This window comes from Vibrio sp. 10N.222.48.A3, assembly GCF_041475345.1.
Classification (GTDB): domain Bacteria; phylum Pseudomonadota; class Gammaproteobacteria; order Enterobacterales; family Vibrionaceae; genus Vibrio; species Vibrio tasmaniensis_A.
In genome coordinates this window covers 1-18,817 of the sequence record NZ_JBFRVX010000622.1, presented here as the reverse complement: position 1 = coordinate 18,817, position 18,817 = coordinate 1, and the positions used below count along the sequence as shown (strand labels likewise).

Below are 18,817 nucleotides of genomic sequence, written 5' to 3'. Positions count from 1 at the left end.
CAAGCTGGTAAGTCTGCAAACAAAGCGACTGAACGAGCAGCGGTACTTGGTGCTGGCATCATGGGTGGCGGTATTGCTTACCAGTCAGCGTTAAAGGGCGTGCCAGTGATGATGAAAGACATCGCACAGGCGTCTCTAGATCTTGGTATGAACGAAGCATCTAAGCTGTTGAATAAACGCTTATCACGCGGTCGCCTAGATGGATTCAAGATGGCAGGCATTCTGTCTTCTATTACCCCAAGCTTACATTACGCAGGTGTTGAACAGTCAGATGTGATTGTGGAAGCCGTTGTAGAAAACCCTAAAGTAAAAGCAGCAGTACTGAGTGAAGTGGAAGGTCTGGTGGGTGAAGACACAGTTCTTACATCAAACACCTCAACGATTCCGATCAACCTGCTAGCAAAATCTCTAAAACGCCCAGAAAACTTCTGTGGTATGCACTTCTTTAACCCAGTACACCGCATGCCTTTGGTTGAGATCATCCGTGGCGAGCATACTTCAGAAGAAACCATTAATCGCGTGGTTGCTTACGCAGCGAAGATGGGTAAATCCCCTATCGTTGTTAATGATTGCCCAGGCTTCTTCGTTAACCGTGTACTTTTCCCTTACTTTGGCGGTTTCAGCATGTTGCTACGTGACGGTGCTGACTTCACTAAGATCGATAAAGTCATGGAGCGTAAGTTCGGTTGGCCAATGGGCCCTGCTTACTTGCTAGACGTTGTAGGTTTAGACACAGCACATCATGCACAAGCAGTAATGGCGCAAGGTTTCCCAGAGCGTATGGGTAAAGAAGGTCGTGATGCAATTGACGCACTTTACGTCGCTGAAAAATACGGCCAGAAGAACGGCAGCGGTTTCTACACGTACAGCGTAGACAAACGCGGTCGTCCTAAGAAGACATTCTCTGAAGACATTCTTCCTATCCTGGCTGACGTATGCCAACAACCACAAGACTTTGATGACCAGACAATTATCCAACGTGTGATGATTCCTATGATCAACGAAGTGGTGCTTTGTTTAGAAGAAGGCATCATCGCGACACCGCAAGAAGCGGATATGGCACTGGTTTACGGTTTAGGCTTCCCTCCATTCAGAGGCGGCGTATTCCGCTACTTAGACAGTGTGGGTATTGGTAACTTCGTTGAAATGGCGAAGAGCTACCAAGACTTAGGTGCAATGTACCAAGTTCCTCAACTATTGCTTGATATGGCAGCGAAAGGCGAAAGCTTTTACGACGGCCAACAAGCAAGTTCTCTGTAACCCACATTTGGAAAAGGAATAGCAAAATGAATAATGTAGTTGTTGTTGATTGCCTTCGTACCCCAATGGGACGTTCCAAAGGTGGAGCTTTCCGTCACACTCGTGCTGAAGATCTGTCGGCACATTTGATGAAAGGCATTTTAGAGCGCAACCCAGAAGTAAACCCTGTCGAAATTGAAGACATTTACTGGGGTTGTGTACAACAAACGCTAGAGCAAGGCTTCAACGTTGCACGTAACGCTGCTTTACTTGCTGGTCTGCCGATTGAGATTGGTGCGGTAACGGTCAACCGTTTATGTGGCTCATCTATGCAAGCTCTACATGATGCAACCCGCTCTATCATGGTTGGTGATGCTGAAATCTGCCTGATCGGTGGTGTCGAACATATGGGTCACGTACCAATGAACCATGGTGTTGATTTTCACCCTGGCATGTCTAAACACGTAGCGAAAGCGGCCGGCATGATGGGTCTAACGGCTGAGATGCTAGGCAAAATGCACGGTATTAGCCGTGAAGACCAAGATGCATTCGCAGCACGCTCACATGCTCGAGCTCAAGCAGCAACAGTTGAAGGTCGTTTCAAAAACGAAATCCTGCCAACAGAAGCTCACGCAGCAGACGGTTCACTGTTCACTCTGGATTACGATGAAGTCATTCGCCCAGAAACTACGGTTGAAGGCTTATCTCAGCTTCGCCCGGTATTTGACCCAGCAAACGGTACGGTAACAGCAGGTACTTCATCAGCACTGTCTGATGGTGCATCGGCAATGCTTATCATGAGCGAAGAGAAAGCCAACGCACTTGGCCTGAAGATTCGCGCTCGCGTGAAGTCGATGGCTATCGCTGGCTGCGATCCTTCAATCATGGGTTACGGCCCAGTACCAGCGACGAAAAAAGCACTTAAACGTGCAGGCCTAACCATCGAAGATATGGGTGTGATTGAGCTAAACGAAGCGTTTGCTGCTCAATCTCTTCCATGTGCGAAAGACCTCGGTCTACTGGATGTGGTTGACGAGAAAGTAAACCTTAACGGTGGTGCGATTGCTCTTGGTCACCCACTGGGCTGTTCTGGTTCTCGTATCTCGACGACCCTAATCAACCTGATGGAAGCACAAGACGTGAAATACGGCTTGGCGACCATGTGTATTGGTTTAGGCCAAGGTATTGCAACGGTATTTGAACGCCCATAGCGATCACTGGTTTTAATACTTGTAGGGTAATCTTTTGTGCAGCTATATTTATATAGCTGCACTTTTTATTACTTGGCATCCAACAATGCATCGATTGCGTTCAGCGAGAGAAAAACCAACACTGATATCTATGCACAAAACGCATAGATTCAATGTTGATGTTTCATTATTTTTTCTCGGATGATTCAACTAAAGTTACTTCAGTTTCCTAATATTCCTCCTACGGAGCAGATCATGTTTAAAGCACTTGTACTAAACCAAGAAGACAAAAAAACTATCGCATCAGTTTCTCAAATTGATGAGTCTCAATTACCAGAAGGTAACGTGAAAGTTGATGTGAGCTACTCTTCTTTGAACTACAAAGATGGTTTGGCGATAACAGGTAAAGGGCGCATTGTTCGCAACTTCCCTATGGTTCCTGGCATTGACCTTTCTGGCGTGGTTTCACAATCTGATGACCCGCGCTACAAAGCAGGCGACGAAGTTGTTCTAACGGGTTGGGGTGTTGGTGAAGGTCACTGGGGTGGCATGGCTGAGAAAGCCAGCCTAAACGGTGATTGGTTAGTGCCAATGCCAGCGGGTCTAGACGCTAAGAAAGTCATGGCGATTGGTACCGCTGGTTTCACCGCTATGCTTTGTGTGCAAGCTATCGTAGATGCAGGCATCAAACCAGAAGACGGTGAAATCCTAGTAACGGGTGCTAGTGGCGGCGTAGGCAGCGTGTCTATTACGCTGTTAAACCAACTAGGCTACAAAGTAGCAGCGGTTACTGGCCGAGCTTCAGAAAATGGCGAGCTTCTAAAATCACTAGGTGCAACACGCATTGTAGAGCGTGCTGAATTAGAAGAACCAGCGAAACCACTTGAGAAACAACTGTGGGCTGGTGCTATCGATACAGTAGGTAGCAAAGTACTTGCGAAAGTATTGGCACAAATTGATTACAACGGCGCGGTTGCAATGTGTGGCCTAGCAGGTGGTTTTGATTTACCAACTACAGTAATGCCATTCATTCTACGTAACGTTCGCCTACAAGGTGTGGATTCCGTAATGTGCCCTCGTGAAAAACGTATTAAAGCGTGGGAGCAACTGGCTGAACTACTACCTGAGTCTTTCTACGGCCAAGCGACTAAAGAAGTGCCTTTAGATGGCGCAATTCAAGCTGCAGAAGACATCACTAACGGTCAAATCACTGGTCGCGTAGTCATTAAACTATAGATTCTCAAACATAAAGTTATCAAACCTTAAGCAACAGCTTTAGGCTTGGATAACCCAAAACAACAAAGGGCTGATTTTTATCAGCCCTTTTGCGTTTTTGTTATTCGGGTCTAGTGAGCCCAGACTCAGTCCTAGTTAACCCAAACCGACATCCGCAATTCGTTTTTGAATCAGCTCACCACACTCTTCTTTTACCACTCTTCTTAACCACTGTTGTGAAGCAGAAGAATCACATCGCGAGTGCCAGATCAGTGAGTAATCAAACGGCATAAATTCAAATGGTAATGGCTTGACGACTAAGTCATAACGCTCTGCCACCAAGTAAGCCAAATCAGCAGGTACAGTAATCACCAACGGCATTCTATCGACAATCGCCAATGCCGCTTCAAGGTGATAAGCACGCAGCACCATTTTTCGTGGTTGTTGATTGGCTAAGGCATTGTCTAATAAAGCCTTAACACCATCACTGATCGCAATCATCGCGTGCGGGAGTGATACATAGTCTTCAAGGTTTAAAGGCTTATCGGCTAATGGGTGATTCTTAGATAACAGGCACGACACACCGACCGGCCCCAATACATCTTGATGAAGTGGTGCAACGCTGCCACTCGGGCGACAAATAGCCATATCGACACGTTCGGTGCTGAGTTGCTTAAACAAATGCTCATGCTGCAATGGTGCAAACTCCAAAGAGATGTTCGGCGCTTGCTCATAAATCTTCGGCAGAGCATAAGGCAAGATGGTTTGCATCGCGTAGTCAGTGGTCGCAATCAAAAAGCGCTCGCTGCAATAGTAAGGATCGAAATCACTCGGGCTAAGAAGTTGGCGGAATGATTCTAAAGGTTGGTCAATGCGCTGGCTGATCTCGAGTGCTTTCTTGGTGGGAATAAGGTGCTGACCTTGGCGTGTAAACAGGGGATCGTTGAGTAGTTCTCTTAAGCGCCCTAATACTCGGCTAGTTGCCGATTGGCTTAGGTTAAGACGAAGCGCGGCTTGACTAACACTGCCCTCTTCAATCAATACCTTTAAGGCGACCAGTAAATTCAGGTCTCTACGATAGATGTCTTCTAATTCCACGCCACTTACCTAGCTGTATACAATTATCATTGGTCACTAAGTTGTTTATAGCATGCTTTAGATAAAAAAAATCCCGCAATTACGCGGGGAAGCCCAAGAAAATCTGGGGATAGTGTCGGAATGTTGTCGTATTGGAATTTGCTTGTGTATTAGGGTTAGTGCTCTTGCTCCTCGGCTATGCCTTGCCAACGGCGCATCTCTACCCAAATACCAATAATCGTTGCTACTATGCCAAAGATTGGCATTAGAGAGGTCTCTGTCGATGAGCGTAGTACTAACGCACAAAAAGAAATAAAACAGAGAACTGAATAAATTGTTAATCTATCTAATCCTGTCAACATCGCCACTCCTTAGCTAGTTGCCTTTGTTACAAGTTGTTATCAACTTGTTAATTAAGTTATAGGAAATGGTTCCGTTTGCCAAGCACTTATTGCATATTTTTTCTGCAGACGTATTATTCACTCGTTAGATAGATATAGAGATACAAACCATGACATTCAAACCTGAACTGGCAACCCACACTTTAGAAGCTGAAGGCCTGCGTTGCCCAGAGCCAGTAATGATGGTCAGGAAGACAATTAGAAACATGCAGGATGGCGATGTGTTACTGGTAAAAGCTGACGACCCTTCGACAACTCGTGATATTCCGAGCTTTTGTCGATTCATGGATCACCAGTTGGTAGGCCAAGCGACAGAAACGTTGCCTTACCAGTATTTGATCAGAAAGGGATTGGAGGCGTAACGCCCCACCGACTATCAAGTATCAAAAAAGCCGCTCGTACCTTATGTTCTTAAACAGAACTCAGAGTACGAGCGGCTTTTTGTTTATTCGCTTCTAGACTTGTTTTGCAGATGCTCAAGCTGATGCTGAATTTCTCGGATATCTTTTCGCATAGGAATAATATGCGCAACCCGAATCCAAGCTTCTACCGCAAGCCCGGTCATGATCATCGAACCAGCCACCATTGGTAGCCACATGTCCGTCAACACCATGCCTAGTAGTGTAAGTGCGAGACCAAAGGTAAATAGATAACTTTGGCTTTGTGGAGTAATACCCATATAACGCGTCAACATAATCATGCCCTCGTGTTCTTAACTCACAAGATTAAAATATCATGACAAGTATGACAGTTATATGTCCATTCGCTCGATAAACTCCACAATACTGTAAGAGTATGACCTACAACACATTACTCTACTGATTGAGTATAATAAGACTCAATACTACCGCTTAATAGAACGCTGCTGCGATAGCCAAACCCACGAACAACAAGGCTGTGATCTTGCGAATCAGGTCAAGTGGCATCTTATCTGCCGATAGCTTACCAATGATCACCACAGGCACATTCGCCAGCAACATACCAATGGTAGTACCGAGAATGACCCACGTTAATGCATCCGAATATTGAGCCCCTAGAATCGATGTCGCAATCTGAGTCTTATCACCGATCTCAGCAATGAAGAAAGCGATAAAACTGGCGACAAACGGCCCTCGGTTCGAGATCTGCTCATCGTCATCTAATTTATCCGGAATCAGAATCCAGCCTGCCATCGCAATGAAACTGACCACCAGCACCCACTTAAGTACTTTAGGAGATAAATAATCAGCAACCACAACACCTAGCCACGCAGCAAGGGCATGGTTGGCAATGGTGGCAAAGAAAATAGCCGCAATAATAGGTAGCGGTTTTCGATATCGACTGGCTAATAAAAGGGATAACAACTGAGTCTTATCACCGATCTCGGCTAAGGCGACAGTTGTAATTGAAATTGCTAAAACGCTCACGACATGCTCATTTGGGATGAGGATTATTATATTTAACCAAAGACAAACCTCGCGCCCCATCCCGGTTCACGATGCTTGTCTAAGGTCTTGCTAAGCGCCACCAAGGTGGTGGTTGCCTCGAACGCCATGATGATTTTGCATCAATTATGTTGACGAACGAACTCATTCAATAGGATATGAATAAGCAAGCTACTCCCCAAAGACCGCGAGATTTTAATCACCCACGCTTTCAAACACAAGTGTCAAAGTTATCAAAATATCCACTTGTGCCGAAAAACAAACATTAAAGGCAAAAAAATCCACTAAACGACATTTTAGACCACTAATTAAACAAGATTACCCCTACTCGCTTTACCAATATCTCGGTATACTCAGAGGTTATTTTTATCATTCATTTAAAAGAATCGCGCGAACCTGACTATGCAAAAATACGATATCAAAACCTTCCAGGGAATGATCCTCGCGCTGCAGGATTACTGGGCACAAAACGGTTGTACCATTGTTCAACCACTAGATATGGAAGTAGGTGCTGGCACCTCTCACCCAATGACATGTCTACGTGCACTTGGCCCAGAGCCAATGTCTACGGCATACGTTCAACCTTCTCGTCGTCCGACCGATGGTCGTTACGGTGAAAACCCGAACCGCCTGCAGCACTACTATCAATTCCAAGTAGCTCTAAAACCTTCTCCAGATAACATCCAGGAGTTGTACTTAGGCTCGCTTGAAGTTCTTGGTGTCGACCCACTTGTTCACGATATTCGTTTCGTAGAAGACAACTGGGAAAACCCAACGCTAGGCGCATGGGGTCTTGGTTGGGAAGTATGGCTAAACGGTATGGAAGTGACTCAATTCACTTACTTCCAACAAGTTGGCGGTCTTGAGTGTAAGCCAGTAACGGGTGAGATCACTTACGGTATCGAGCGTCTAGCAATGTACATCCAAGAAGTAGACTCTGTTTACGACCTTGTATGGAACGTAGCACCAGACGGTTCTAATGTGACTTACGGTGACATCTTCCACCAAAACGAAGTTGAGCAATCAACATACAACTTCGAACACGCAGACGTAGATTTCCTATTCACTTTCTTCGACCAGTGCGAAAAAGAGTGTAAAGAGCTACTTGAGCTTGAGAAGCCACTGCCGCTTCCAGCTTACGAGCGCATTCTAAAAGCAGGTCACGCATTCAACATTCTTGATGCGCGCAAAGCTATCTCTGTAACAGAGCGTCAACGTTACATCCTTCGTATCCGCAACCTGACTAAAGCTGTTGCAGAGGCGTACTACGCGTCACGTGAAGCGCTTGGCTTCCCAATGTGTAAGAAGGATAAATAATCATGGCGAAGAATTTTCTAATTGAACTGGGTACGGAAGAGCTTCCACCAACGGCACTTCGTTCACTAGCTGAAGCCTTTGCTTCTAACTTTGAAGCAGGTCTTAAAACGGCTGAACTTTCTCACGAAGGCATCAAGTGGTACGCAGCACCTCGTCGTCTAGCACTTAAAGTGACGGCACTGGCTGAAGGCCAAGCAGACAAAGTCGTTGAGAAGCGCGGTCCTGCAATTTCTGTCGCATTCGATGCTGAAGGCAACGCGACTAAAGCTGCACAAGGTTGGGCTCGTGGTAACGGTATTACTGTTGAGCAAGCTGACCGCCTGAAAACAGACAAAGGCGAGTGGCTTCTTTTCAAACAGGAAGTAGCTGGCAAACCTGTTCAAGAATTGGTGATGGACATCGCTGCGAAAGCTCTCGCTGGCCTACCAATCCCTAAAGCAATGCGCTGGGGTAACTCAGACATTCAATTTATCCGTCCAGTGAAAACACTGACAGTACTACTAGGTGATGAGCTTGTTGAAGGCGAGATCCTAGGCGTAGCTTCTGCTCGTACTATCCGTGGCCACCGTTTCATGGGCGAACAAGAGTTCACTATCGACTCTGCTGACCAATACCCTGCGATCTTAGAAGAGCGCGGTAAAGTAATGGCAGATTACGATGCGCGTAAAGCGATCATCCTTGCTGATGCGAAAAAAGCAGCTGACGCAGTTGGTGGTATTGCTGACCTAGAAGATGACCTTGTTGAAGAAGTTACCTCTTTGGTTGAATGGCCAGTGGTGCTTACTGCTAAGTTTGAGCAAGAGTTCCTAAAAGTGCCTTCTGAAGCTTTGGTTTACACCATGAAAGGCGACCAGAAGTACTTCCCAGTGTATGACGCTGATAAGAACCTTCTGCCAAACTTCATCTTCGTTTCGAACATCGAGTCTAAAGAGCCTCGTCACGTAATCGAAGGTAACGAGAAGGTTGTACGTCCACGTCTTGCTGATGCTGAGTTCTTCTTCAACACAGACCGTAAGCGCCCGCTGATCGACCGTCTTGCTGAACTAGACCAAGCTATCTTCCAGAAGCAACTGGGCACTATCAAAGACAAAACCGACCGCATCACAGAACTTGCTGGCTACATTGCTGAGCAAATCGATGCTGACGTTGAGAAATCTAAGCGTGCAGGCCTACTGGCTAAGTGTGACCTAATGACATCAATGGTATTCGAATTTACGGATACTCAAGGTGTGATGGGCATGCACTACGCGACTCACGATGGTGAAGACGAGCAAGTAGCACTAGCACTTTACGAGCAGTACATGCCTCGTTTCGCAGGTGACACACTACCAAGCACTGGCATCTCTTCTGCTGTAGCAATGGCAGACAAGCTAGACACTATCGTGGGTATCTTCGGTATTGGCCAAGCACCAAAAGGTTCTGACCCATTCGCTCTACGTCGTGCATCACTAGGTGTGCTACGTATCATCGTTGAAAACGGCTACAACCTAGACCTAACTGATCTAATCGGTAAAGCGAAAGAGCTACTAGGCGACAAGCTAACCAACGAAAACGTAGAAGCTGACGTTATCGACTTCATGCTAGGTCGTTTCCGCGCATGGTACCAAGATGCTGGTTTCAGTGTTGATATCATCCAAGCGGTACTAGCACGTCGTCCAACCAAGCCAGCTGACTTTGACCAACGTGTTAAAGCGGTTTCTCACTTCCGTGAACTGGAAGCAGCAGAAGCACTAGCAGCAGCGAACAAGCGTGTAGGTAACATCCTTGCTAAATTCGATGGCGAGCTACCTGCTGAAATCGATCTTGCTCTTCTTCAAGAAGACGCAGAGAGAGCACTGGCTGAAAACGTTGAAGTAATGACAGAAGCATTAGAACCAGCATTCGCAACAGGCAACTACCAAGAAGCCCTAAGCAAGCTTGCTGATCTACGTGAACCTGTTGATGCATTCTTCGATAACGTAATGGTTATGGCTGATGACGAAGCGCTTAAGAAGAACCGTCTAACGCTACTGAACAACCTACGTAACCTGTTCCTACAGATTGCTGATATTTCTTTACTACAGAAGTAAAACCAATTTGGAATAAATATTAAGGGGGAAGCTTTGGCTTCTCCCTTTTTTTTATCCAAAGCTAGTGTAAGCTCTATCTGGTTGAATATTATTGTAGATAGGGATATTACATGCTGGTTGTTTTGGTTGAAGATAATGAAATATTGAATCACCACCTATCTTCTCAGCTCAGTGAGCAAGGACATACTGTCCATGCAGATAGAACAGCTTCTGCATGTTTACAAACGATTCAAAAACAGTCCAATACAGATGTGATGATCATTGACCTTGGCCTCCCTGACTTTGATGGCATTACGCTGATCAAGCAAATACGTCGTAAAGAAATTGCAGTCCCAATATTAATCTTAACCGCACGTGGCAACTGGCAAGATAAAGTAGAAGGGCTTAACTCCGGGGCTGATGATTACCTTACCAAGCCCTTCCAATTTGAAGAGCTACACGCTCGCCTTGAGGCGCTTGTTCGTCGAAATCAAGGGTTTTCCGCTTCCCAAATCAAAGCGCAATCGCTCACCTTAGACACTCAAGCCAAACGTATCAGTTACGATGATGCTCTGATTGAACTTACAGCCTTAGAATTTCAAATATTCGAGTACTTAATTCGCCATTGCTTACAAATCGTATCTAAACAACAAATCGCAGACTCCCTTTATGCGCAGGGTGAAAATGTTCAGCTAAACAATATTGAGGTTATCGTTTCACGCTTACGTAAAAAGTTAACGCAATACACTCAAGCTAAGCTGATCAGCACCATTCGCGGGCAAGGTTATCGTTTTGAACTAGAAGCCAAGTAGTATGAAAAGACTGTACAAAACTCAGTTCAGACGTCGGACATTCGCCGTTGCTGCTTCCATTATGATTTCAATGGTACTCACTAGCGCCTGGTTCTACTACAACAGTCAAAAACACCAACTTTTTGAGTACTACTCGAAAAATACCCTTCGAGAATTGCCTGCTGTAATCAATGAACTGCTGTCTTCTGGGGAAATACCGCCATTGACGGAGTGGGATAGGTTCTATGCGAAAGAGTCTCCCAACACTAGCGTCACTCTATGTGATCACAACAATCAACAAGTATGGACATCAGTAAATATTGAAAGACGAGCTAAGCTGCTATCAGAGATAGGCGTCAGCCAATCTCAAGTCAACGAACTGTGTCATGATCTAAATTTCCCCATAGATACTATTCGTTTGGTTGAAAGATCGAATGGCGCCGCTTTTATTGTCCACACAATTCTCTGGAAAGGTTTCCAGGAAAAAAAAGATGGCAGAGTTATCTTTACCCAAAGGGTCGAAGAGAAAATAGAACCCATACATCAGTTAAAATACACCGCGGTTGGAGTGTTAGTGGTTGCGCTTGCTTTGATCAGTGCTCTACTTTTGGTTTTTTATCGTATTAGTTTTGCGCCGTTTACTCGACTAGAGAATGAACTGAATGACATAAAGCAGGGTAAACAAAACCAATTAGCCCAGTCATACCCTGAAGATTTACATAGCGTCACCAGTGCATTGAACGAATTGCTATACCAACAAAAAGAAAATCAGGAGCGTTATAAGCGTTCTCTCAATGATCTCGCCCATAGTTTGAAGACTCGCGTGACAGTTTCTCAAGCATTACTTGATGAAGACTCATCCAAAACAAAGAATGACCAAATCAACCAACAACTGTTAGAAATGGATAGCTTAATTCAGGCACAACTCAAAAGGGCTTCGCTAGGCGTTAAAGGTATAACGACTTCATCGACACCGATAAAACCAATCCTCGACAGCCTAGTAGGCATGTTTACGAAAATCCATGCCGACAAAAAGATCCAATTCATCACTCAGTTTGACGACCAACAGACCGTGCCTCTTAATAAAGATGATCTTATGGAAGTGCTCGGTAACCTATTAGAAAATACTTATCGGTTCGCACAAACCTCTATCGAATTCAAAGCCACTCAAAGCGAACAGCAGATCCTGATTGAGATCTATAATGATGGGCCAGTAATAGATAACTCGATCAGCCAAACCTTATTTCAACGTGGCGTAAGAGCCGATCAGAAGACCCATGGTACAGGATTAGGTTTGGCGCTATGTGATGAGATACTCCATAGCTACAAAGGGACAATCTGGTTCGAGCAATCAGATAACCCATCCGTGGGTGTCGTTTTAAAAATACTGCTCCCAACAAGTTAAATTTGTAGGGCAGGGTTAAGAGTGAATATCAACCCTGCGATTGTTATGGCGACCGGATTCAGTCTCGTTACTCTGCACTGGGTTCGCCTCACCTTGTGAACTCACTGTCAGGTCTTCAATATTTACGCCTTGCTCTTTCAAATACCCAACAACAACATTCGAGCGCTGCAAGCCTAAGCTTAAGTTGTAACTATCACTACCTTTTGAGTCGGTATTCCCCGTGACGATAAATTCGGGAGTTTGATGTTCAAGTTTAGCTATAAGGTTTAACAATAAATAACGAGATTTTTGATTCAGTTCATCGTCATCGAAATCAAAAGTCACGCGAGCCAACACCTCACGAGCCAACTTACCTTCTACAAATTTAGTTCGACTCAGTAAGTATTGTGCGCAATCAGCACTTTCTGATACTTGAGTTAACTTATCTTGAATCAGATTTTTAATCGCTTGATTAGCTGTGCTTGCGTTCACTTGCATGAACGGGCCTTGGTGATACATCACTTTCTTCCCCTGACCGATCGTTACCGTCTTCTCAAGTTCAGAGTCGCCCATATGGCAGTAATGATAAAGTAGTTCGTTGGTATCTGGTTTTAAAGGGGCTGCCAGTATAGAAAACGACAGAGTAAATAAAGACATAACAGATATAAGCGTTTTCATTTTTGCTCTCTTAATAATATTCAGTTAATAAAAAGGATGTCACATACCTCTATTGCGCCAAGTGACCCACTTCTTCCGTAATTAATCCCAAAATTTTATTGAGAATGTCTTCCTTGTTTTCAGCCTTATAAACATTATCTCGGCCAACGCAATTACGCAGACCCACGTTTTTATTAAGTTCATAATCGAAACCAATCACAGCCATGCGCGCGTTCATTCGTTCACCATCAGGTGTCATCATTCCTTGGCTTACCCCGCCAATTACCTCTATGTCATCATGCGTATTATCTGCCGAAACTTTGCCGCCGTTGACCATATTGAGAATGTTGCTACACATACCTTTCGACACAAGCTTATTGGTTTGCCCTGCGTAGTGATTCCAATCTTCCCCATCAGACAGAATAATGATCAGCTGCTTTTGGTTCTTCGACATTGAAGTCACAATTTGCCCTGCACGAATAATGCCTTGCAGTGAAGCAGTGCCTCCCCCAGCTTTGAATTTCTTGACCTTTTTAGTGAAGGATGAAAAATCGGTGGTAAAATAGAGGTCGTAGAACCGTGCATCATCATCGCTATTAGGCACACGCGAGGCTTCTCCTTTAACGATAAATTGTTGAGCTATCGTTTTGTTAAAATTCACCGTATCGTCTTTATCGTATTCACCTTCTCTTGAAACTACCCGCTGATCGCGAACTACTAAGTTGTCATTCTTATCTTTATTGATGGTTCGGCGATTAAAACCGGTAAGTGCAACCCGATGAGGGTGCTCTGGATATAGATCGTTATACGCGCCGAGTTCATCAGCCACATCTTCAATAATGTCTTTCAGATCATTTAGCTTAGAATGCCGACCACCACTCCACGAGTCATTCATAGATTCTGAAAAATCGACGATAAAAGTAATGTCTATCGGCTGGCTTTGATAGCGTCGTGCTTTCGATGATCCCGTCACATTGAAGCTATCACCAAAGCCAGAAATCACATCGTTACCAGGAAACCAGGACTTGTGCAGTGTTTGACCCGCAACACGATATTCAAAGTAGCGTGCTTCGCCTCTTTCCGTAGCAGCAATACATTCAGGTATTTCATCACACCCTAGCTTCTTAACTTCAATATCTAGGATCGAGTCCATGTCATATAGATAATGCTGAATATAGCGCTCCGCCAATTGATGGTCTTGTTCATCTTTTGCTGATACCGCTAGAACAGCCGCTTCTGAAGCTTCCTCTAATCGAGCTTTGGTTTGTAATGCGCGGGCACCATCAGAACCAAGCATAAACACTCCAAACAAAGCTGGGATCATAATGGCAAACAGCATAGCTGCATGGCCAAACTGCTTACGCATAGCGTGTTTCATAACCTTTCTCTTCGCTCTACCTGCCGATCACGACAGAATCAGACATCACGTGAGTAAACTCACGCCCCAAAATACCACCAATCCAATTATCCGATTCATAACAAACCGTCACTCGGTACAGGGGCATTTCTCGACCTCGGTTAGTCACTACCGTCATGGACTCTAATGAATCAATGGTTTGCTTTATTCTGCAGGCAACAACACCGCGTTTTTCACTGATCGCGGGGTTGGGTGTACCCACTTGTTTGAAGCTCAACTCTTCCACCAACAACCCATAGTGTTCCCGTTCAAAATGACCAAAGGTACGCAGTAAGGAATGCTGAGCAATGATATCGATATCATCGACTTCTTTAGTTGTAAGCTGATAATCAGTATCATAAAGTTGGGTTCTCTCTTTAAGTACATTGACCAGTGAATAAGAGAGTCGATCGAGTTTTCCTTTCAATGAAAGCTTGATGATCACGTCACCACTGAAAGCAATCAATAAGCTGAAAAATACAGCGACCATGGCAAACTCAATACTAAAAACCCCCTGCTGCTTACTCTTCAAATTCCCATGCTTTAGGGTTCTAAATTTCAAATTTTGACCTTTCATATTCCTGCACAACAATCATCTCTCTGCTCATTAAATTCTGAGTCGTGAAGAAGTAGCTAAAGATAGGTGAAAAACGGTAGTTAATTCGATAAATGGCAAGCGCTGCGTTATCAGCATCACCACACTCTTTAAATTTTTGACTACCAGAAATACTGCATTGGTCTGTAATACTAGCTAACTCACTCAGGTTTTTAGAGTAGTGAATCGTGACTTGAAAATTGTCGCCATTAACAACCTGATTCCAGATACTGCCTTCTCGGTGCAAAACCTTATCTACCGTATCGAGATAATTTCCTGAGCCCTTTTTAGCTGTGCGAGCCACCTCTGAAACCGCCAAGTCGTTGATCGCCGAAATGTACGAGATATAGCTCATCTCAACCCACGCCATACACATCAACCAAAAAGCAAAAAAGCCCACCGCAAACTCTATGCTCGCGACACCCTTTTGCTTATATCGCATTACCCGCCTCCTCCGATAACGAAAGACCACTGACTGCCAGCGTTTGGCTCTCTAATGAATAAGGAGTGTGGTGGCGCAACGCCTGATAAATTTTTTGGATTTGGTGCTTGCTGTATCTTTCACTCAACACACTTTCGACAAACGGGTAGTGGCCCAACTTAGCCATACTCAACGTCAAGTTTGCCATCATCTGTTCGTTCATCTGACCGCGCTTATACAATGGTAATAAACGCTCCATAGCTGCTTGATAATGCTCTTGCGTAATATCGAGCACAGCCAAATTATTATTCACTGATACCGAGTCATAAAAATGCTCGCGCGCGCGTTCAAAATACCGACGAGATAGATCAAACTGATAGCTGTAACCATAAAACGTTCCCAGTAAATTCTCGGCTGCCGCATGTGTAGCATTTTCCACTAATACTTGTTTAGCACTACTGATCGCTGCTGGGTACTGACCTAATTCACCGTATGCTTTCGCTTGCATCAATAAACTGTTCACACTGGGTTGTGGTTTTTGAGTAACAGGGGCAATGTAAAACAGAGCCGACTCAGCATCGCCCATAGCTAAATATGTATTCGAGAGTTTTTCTCTCACTTCATCAGCGTCGTATTGCTGCAGCTGATTTTTATACAAACGGGTTAACTGAACGTAATTATGTGTTTTTTGATAGATAGCCTCTTTTGACTCATCTTTCTGCCAACTCGCTTGAGTTGAACTGCATGCCGCCAACATTAAAACTAACGTTAGCGCGATTATTTTCTTAAACATTAAGCATCATCCTCATTACCCCCGGAGCGGCAATTACGAATACAATTGGGATCAAGATAAACACGATCAGTGGAATCGACATCTTGGCAGCTAACTTCCCTATTTCTTCTTCCAGCTCTAGCATTTGCACTTCTCGAATATCGCCTGCCAACGTCGTTAACACGTTATAAATCGAGGATCCATGTTGAATGCTCTGCGTCAGCGTCATCACAAAACTACGAACTTCTGGTGATGGAACCTTGCGATACAACTCCTCTAAGGCATTTTCCATTCCGACCAAACGAGCCCGTTGGTTTGTCACCTCCAACAAGCTAGAAAGCTCTTTATCAAAGCTTTTCATTTCAATGGAGAGGTATTTCATTGATGCTTCGATTGTCATGCCGGTTTGGACGCAAATCGCCATTAGGTCAATCAGATACGGCATTTGACGAGAGATTCGACGTTGACGGTTTTTAGCCATCGAGCTCAAGACTAGGTCAGGCATCACAATAACCACCATAGCCCACCCCGCAGCTATCGCGATCCATGATTCAGACGAAACCTCAATAAACCAACACACGCCTGCAACAACCACTTGCCCGATAAACAACGCACTGTACTTCAGTGGCATAAACCATTGAGCCCACCGGATGTCACTCACGCCAGCATTAGCAAAGCGCACTGTAATATCACTTTCGGAGGTGACGAAAATAGTCGACATGGGCGTCAACCAACGATTCAGTTTTATTTCTGCCTCTTTTGACTGATCGGCCAATCGATGATGTTTCGCTAAGGCTGCTATACGGTGTTTTTTCTGAGTACACACGACTAACCAATAAAATATGAGCAACAAGCCAAATGCTACGCCGGCCCAGGCGAAAAATAACCCAACGTTCGAGAAGTTTATTGAAGAAGCCATTACTTCACCTTTTTCATTAACGCCCAGATGATCAGCATGCCGATACTTTCACTTGTGATGAGGTAGTAAAGAATCGGTCTCCCTTCTGGGTGGTGCATTACGAACTCAAAATTTTCAGGACTAAGAAACTGCAAAATAAACAGAAAGAAGAATGGTGTTGCTCCTACAATTTTTGCGGAGATACGAGCCTCTGAAGTAAGAGCAAACTTTTTTCTTTCTACAGCTCTCGCTTCGAACATTTGTCGATTCAGACGTGACATCACCTCTTTTAATTGCCCCCCTCTTTGCATGTTAGCTCGCAAGGTAATGACAAAAAAATGAAACGACGGATACGGAAAGCGACGACAAGATTTACGAAACACATCATCAATCGGCTCTCCTAAATTGAGGCGCTCGCTCATCAGCTTAAACTCTTTACCTACCTCACCTTCAAGTTTCTTCCCTACATACCCAATGCCTCGCCCTATGCTTTCACCCGCACTAAGGGAACTTGCCAGCATGTTCAACGCATCAGGGAAGGTTTCTTCAAAGCGTTTTTTCTCTCGTTTCTGTAAATGGAGATAACCAAAAAACCAAGCGATAATGAGAGTCAAAGGCAAAATTTCAAACCAAGGTAAGCGCAGTGACATTTGATTAAGAATGCCGATCGCAAGCAGTGCTACAACAGAAAAAATGACGACCTTACCTAATGCCATTTTTCCAAGTTGGCGCTGTAAGTTATCCCAACGCACACGAAGTTTCTGTTTGAAGTTACGATCAGAAAGACTGGCAAAATTAACCGCTTGTTGCGTAAAACTCAGATCGCTTTTCAGATTACCTTTCGCTTGCTGTGATAAATACTCATCAACAGAAGGAGCTCTATTCGGCTTAAGCGCTACAATCATGAGTATTGCCCCACCCAAAATAATCAACCAATACATGTCTCACTCCTATTGATTGAGTGTCATAGACTCAATCACTTGAGTTAACTTCTGCTCTACACCAAAGAAACGGGCTTTTTCATAAAGCGCAGAACGAGCCATAACACCAGATGTCACATAACTACCTCGAATGCGACCATCAGGGCTGTGAGGTGAAGTTTGGAAAGAGAACAACTCTTCTAACACCACGTTGCTTCCCTCAATACCGACCACTTCAGTGATATTCATGATCTTTCGAGAACCATCATGCAATCGGCTGACCTGAACGACTAAATCGACCGCGCTTACAATTGAGCGGCGGATCGCTTCTAAGGGCAAATTATTGGTCGCCATCATCACCATTGATTCGACACGAGCCAAAGCATCTCGTGGTGTATTGGCGTGCAACGTAGACATTGAACCATCGTGCCCAGTATTCATGGCTTGCAGCATTTCAAATGCTTCACCACCACGGCATTCACCCACAATAATTCGGTCTGGGCGCATTCGCAGTGAATTAATCACTAAATCTCGAGCGGTAATAGCCCCTGTCCCTTCAATGCCCTCATGACGAGTTTCCATTCGAACAACATGTGACTGCTGAAGCCTTAACTCAGCGGTATCTTCAATAGTGACGGTTCGTTCACCCTCTGATATATGCTGTGATAAAGCATTAAGTAACGTTGTTTTTCCCGATCCCGTACCACCAGATACAATAATATTGAGTCGGCAACGTGCAGCTAACTGAAGTAAACCTGCCATATCGGGAGTAAGAGACCCAAACTCAACTAATTCTTCAAAACCAATACTTTGCTTTTGAAACTTACGAATCGAGATTGACGTCCCTTCCAATGTGATAGGAGGAATGACAATATTCACACGGCTACCATCATCTAACCGGGCATCACAAGTAGGAGAAGACTCATCGACCCTGCGCCCAACACGACTAGCGATGCGCTTAGCAATATCAAGCAACTGCTTCTCATCGATAAATCGAACAGGTGCTTTCTCGACTAAGCCATGACGCTCAATATAAACCTGTTGTGGGCCATTGATCATGATGTCGGTGATC

At 44.6% G+C, this 18,817-nt stretch carries 20 protein-coding genes; 8 read left to right on the top strand and 12 right to left on the bottom strand.

The annotated features are described in order from the left end of the window. The 3 genes from AB4653_RS17300 to AB4653_RS17290 all read left to right on the top strand — a co-directional run. A partial coding sequence (locus tag AB4653_RS17300) for a 3-hydroxyacyl-CoA dehydrogenase NAD-binding domain-containing protein (RefSeq protein WP_372104825.1) occupies nt 1-1,260 on the top strand: 1,260 nt, incomplete at its 5' end. 26 nt (nt 1,261-1,286) lie between these two features. Next, on the top strand, nt 1,287-2,450 hold the full coding sequence (fadA, locus tag AB4653_RS17295) for an acetyl-CoA C-acyltransferase FadA (protein ID WP_016784138.1): 1,164 nt from the start codon (nt 1,287-1,289) through the stop codon (nt 2,448-2,450). A gap of 234 nt (nt 2,451-2,684) precedes the next feature. Further along, nucleotides 2,685-3,665 (top strand): MDR family oxidoreductase, encoded by a 981-nt coding sequence (locus AB4653_RS17290; protein WP_017099656.1) that lies wholly within the window; start codon nt 2,685-2,687, stop codon nt 3,663-3,665. A 135-nt stretch (nt 3,666-3,800) separates the two neighbouring features. Here AB4653_RS17290 and AB4653_RS17285 read toward each other — a convergent pair whose 3' ends face one another. Both AB4653_RS17285 and AB4653_RS17280 read right to left on the bottom strand, forming a co-directional pair. Next, on the bottom strand, nt 3,801-4,742 hold the full coding sequence (locus AB4653_RS17285; RefSeq protein WP_017099657.1) for a LysR family transcriptional regulator: 942 nt from the start codon (nt 4,740-4,742) through the stop codon (nt 3,801-3,803). Nucleotides 4,743-4,897: 155 nt separating this feature from the next. After that, nucleotides 4,898-5,083: a hypothetical protein gene (locus AB4653_RS17280; RefSeq protein WP_004736674.1), complete on the bottom strand. Its 186-nt coding sequence runs from the start codon at nt 5,081-5,083 to the stop codon at nt 4,898-4,900. Nucleotides 5,084-5,232: 149 nt separating this feature from the next. Between AB4653_RS17280 and tusA the strand changes: the two genes are divergently transcribed. Further along, complete coding sequence (gene tusA, locus AB4653_RS17275) at nt 5,233-5,484, top strand: sulfurtransferase TusA (RefSeq protein ID WP_004736675.1); 252 nt, start codon at nt 5,233-5,235, stop codon at nt 5,482-5,484. 83 nt (nt 5,485-5,567) lie between these two features. Here tusA and AB4653_RS17270 read toward each other — a convergent pair whose 3' ends face one another. After that, a complete protein-coding gene (locus tag AB4653_RS17270; protein ID WP_009848161.1) occupies nt 5,568-5,822 on the bottom strand; it encodes a hypothetical protein in 255 nt (84 codons plus the stop codon). A 151-nt stretch (nt 5,823-5,973) separates the two neighbouring features. Further along, nucleotides 5,974-6,528 carry a TMEM165/GDT1 family protein gene (locus AB4653_RS17265; protein WP_102258029.1) on the bottom strand — a complete coding sequence of 185 codons (555 nt, stop codon included), beginning with the start codon at nt 6,526-6,528 and terminating at the stop codon, nt 5,974-5,976. A gap of 420 nt (nt 6,529-6,948) precedes the next feature. On the opposite strand from AB4653_RS17265, the gene glyQ reads away from it, so the two are divergent. The 4 genes from glyQ (at nt 6,949) to AB4653_RS17245 (ending at nt 12,107) form a co-directional block, all read left to right on the top strand. Further along, a complete protein-coding gene (glyQ, locus tag AB4653_RS17260; protein ID WP_009848159.1) occupies nt 6,949-7,863 on the top strand; it encodes a glycine--tRNA ligase subunit alpha in 915 nt (304 codons plus the stop codon). A gap of 2 nt (nt 7,864-7,865) precedes the next feature. Then, the gene (glyS, locus tag AB4653_RS17255) at nt 7,866-9,932 is read left to right on the top strand and encodes a glycine--tRNA ligase subunit beta (RefSeq protein ID WP_009848158.1); all 2,067 of its coding nucleotides are present in this window, start codon (nt 7,866-7,868) and stop codon (nt 9,930-9,932) included. 110 nt (nt 9,933-10,042) lie between these two features. After that, entirely contained in the window at nt 10,043-10,723 is a 681-nt protein-coding gene (locus AB4653_RS17250; RefSeq protein ID WP_009848157.1) for a response regulator transcription factor, read from the top strand. A 1-nt stretch (nt 10,724) separates the two neighbouring features. Next, nucleotides 10,725-12,107 (top strand): sensor histidine kinase, encoded by a 1,383-nt coding sequence (locus AB4653_RS17245; protein WP_009848156.1) that lies wholly within the window; start codon nt 10,725-10,727, stop codon nt 12,105-12,107. A gap of 15 nt (nt 12,108-12,122) precedes the next feature. Here AB4653_RS17245 and AB4653_RS17240 read toward each other — a convergent pair whose 3' ends face one another. The 8 genes from AB4653_RS17240 to AB4653_RS17205 all read right to left on the bottom strand — a co-directional run. Beyond that, the gene (locus AB4653_RS17240; protein ID WP_009848155.1) at nt 12,123-12,764 is read right to left on the bottom strand and encodes an OmpA family protein; all 642 of its coding nucleotides are present in this window, start codon (nt 12,762-12,764) and stop codon (nt 12,123-12,125) included. A gap of 49 nt (nt 12,765-12,813) precedes the next feature. Continuing rightward, nucleotides 12,814-14,121 (bottom strand): pilus assembly protein TadG-related protein, encoded by a 1,308-nt coding sequence (locus AB4653_RS17235; RefSeq protein ID WP_009848154.1) that lies wholly within the window; start codon nt 14,119-14,121, stop codon nt 12,814-12,816. Nucleotides 14,122-14,137: 16 nt separating this feature from the next. After that, nucleotides 14,138-14,716, bottom strand: coding sequence for a tight adherence pilus pseudopilin TadF (gene tadF / locus AB4653_RS17230; protein WP_009848153.1), 579 nt, complete (start codon nt 14,714-14,716; stop codon nt 14,138-14,140). Then, nucleotides 14,691-15,176 carry a TadE/TadG family type IV pilus assembly protein gene (locus AB4653_RS17225; RefSeq protein WP_009848152.1) on the bottom strand — a complete coding sequence of 162 codons (486 nt, stop codon included), beginning with the start codon at nt 15,174-15,176 and terminating at the stop codon, nt 14,691-14,693. Before AB4653_RS17225 ends, tadF begins: the two co-directional genes overlap by 26 nt. Further along, nucleotides 15,166-15,948, bottom strand: a complete 783-nt coding sequence (locus tag AB4653_RS17220) for a lipopolysaccharide assembly protein LapB (protein ID WP_009848151.1) — start codon at nt 15,946-15,948, stop codon at nt 15,166-15,168. Before AB4653_RS17220 ends, AB4653_RS17225 begins: the two co-directional genes overlap by 11 nt. Continuing rightward, nucleotides 15,941-16,846: a type II secretion system F family protein gene (locus AB4653_RS17215; RefSeq protein WP_009848150.1), complete on the bottom strand. Its 906-nt coding sequence runs from the start codon at nt 16,844-16,846 to the stop codon at nt 15,941-15,943. Before AB4653_RS17215 ends, AB4653_RS17220 begins: the two co-directional genes overlap by 8 nt. Beyond that, nucleotides 16,846-17,766, bottom strand: a complete 921-nt coding sequence (locus tag AB4653_RS17210; protein ID WP_009848149.1) for a type II secretion system F family protein — start codon at nt 17,764-17,766, stop codon at nt 16,846-16,848. Before AB4653_RS17210 ends, AB4653_RS17215 begins: the two co-directional genes overlap by 1 nt. Nucleotides 17,767-17,775: 9 nt before the next feature. Further along, on the bottom strand, nt 17,776-18,817 hold a 1,042-nt coding region (locus AB4653_RS17205), incomplete at its 5' end, for a CpaF family protein (RefSeq protein WP_372104822.1).

What these genes read in the sequence shown, in the direction of transcription:
- AB4653_RS17270 (WP_009848161.1), bottom strand. Translation starts at nt 5,822, where the DNA reads ATGATTATGTTGACGCGTTATATGGGTATTACTCCACAAAGCCAAAGT.
- AB4653_RS17290 (WP_017099656.1), top strand. Translation starts at nt 2,685, where the DNA reads ATGTTTAAAGCACTTGTACTAAACCAAGAAGACAAAAAAACTATCGCA.
- AB4653_RS17235 (WP_009848154.1), bottom strand. Translation starts at nt 14,121, where the DNA reads ATGAAACACGCTATGCGTAAGCAGTTTGGCCATGCAGCTATGCTGTTT.
- AB4653_RS17210 (WP_009848149.1), bottom strand. Translation starts at nt 17,766, where the DNA reads ATGTATTGGTTGATTATTTTGGGTGGGGCAATACTCATGATTGTAGCG.
- glyS (WP_009848158.1), top strand. Translation starts at nt 7,866, where the DNA reads ATGGCGAAGAATTTTCTAATTGAACTGGGTACGGAAGAGCTTCCACCA.
- AB4653_RS17245 (WP_009848156.1), top strand. Translation starts at nt 10,725, where the DNA reads ATGAAAAGACTGTACAAAACTCAGTTCAGACGTCGGACATTCGCCGTT.
- tadF (WP_009848153.1), bottom strand. Translation starts at nt 14,716, where the DNA reads ATGAAAGGTCAAAATTTGAAATTTAGAACCCTAAAGCATGGGAATTTG.
- AB4653_RS17220 (WP_009848151.1), bottom strand. Translation starts at nt 15,948, where the DNA reads ATGTTTAAGAAAATAATCGCGCTAACGTTAGTTTTAATGTTGGCGGCA.
- fadA (WP_016784138.1), top strand. Translation starts at nt 1,287, where the DNA reads ATGAATAATGTAGTTGTTGTTGATTGCCTTCGTACCCCAATGGGACGT.
- AB4653_RS17240 (WP_009848155.1), bottom strand. Translation starts at nt 12,764, where the DNA reads ATGAAAACGCTTATATCTGTTATGTCTTTATTTACTCTGTCGTTTTCT.
- AB4653_RS17215 (WP_009848150.1), bottom strand. Translation starts at nt 16,846, where the DNA reads ATGGCTTCTTCAATAAACTTCTCGAACGTTGGGTTATTTTTCGCCTGG.
- glyQ (WP_009848159.1), top strand. Translation starts at nt 6,949, where the DNA reads ATGCAAAAATACGATATCAAAACCTTCCAGGGAATGATCCTCGCGCTG.
- tusA (WP_004736675.1), top strand. Translation starts at nt 5,233, where the DNA reads ATGACATTCAAACCTGAACTGGCAACCCACACTTTAGAAGCTGAAGGC.
- AB4653_RS17225 (WP_009848152.1), bottom strand. Translation starts at nt 15,176, where the DNA reads ATGCGATATAAGCAAAAGGGTGTCGCGAGCATAGAGTTTGCGGTGGGC.
- AB4653_RS17250 (WP_009848157.1), top strand. Translation starts at nt 10,043, where the DNA reads ATGCTGGTTGTTTTGGTTGAAGATAATGAAATATTGAATCACCACCTA.
- AB4653_RS17280 (WP_004736674.1), bottom strand. Translation starts at nt 5,083, where the DNA reads ATGTTGACAGGATTAGATAGATTAACAATTTATTCAGTTCTCTGTTTT.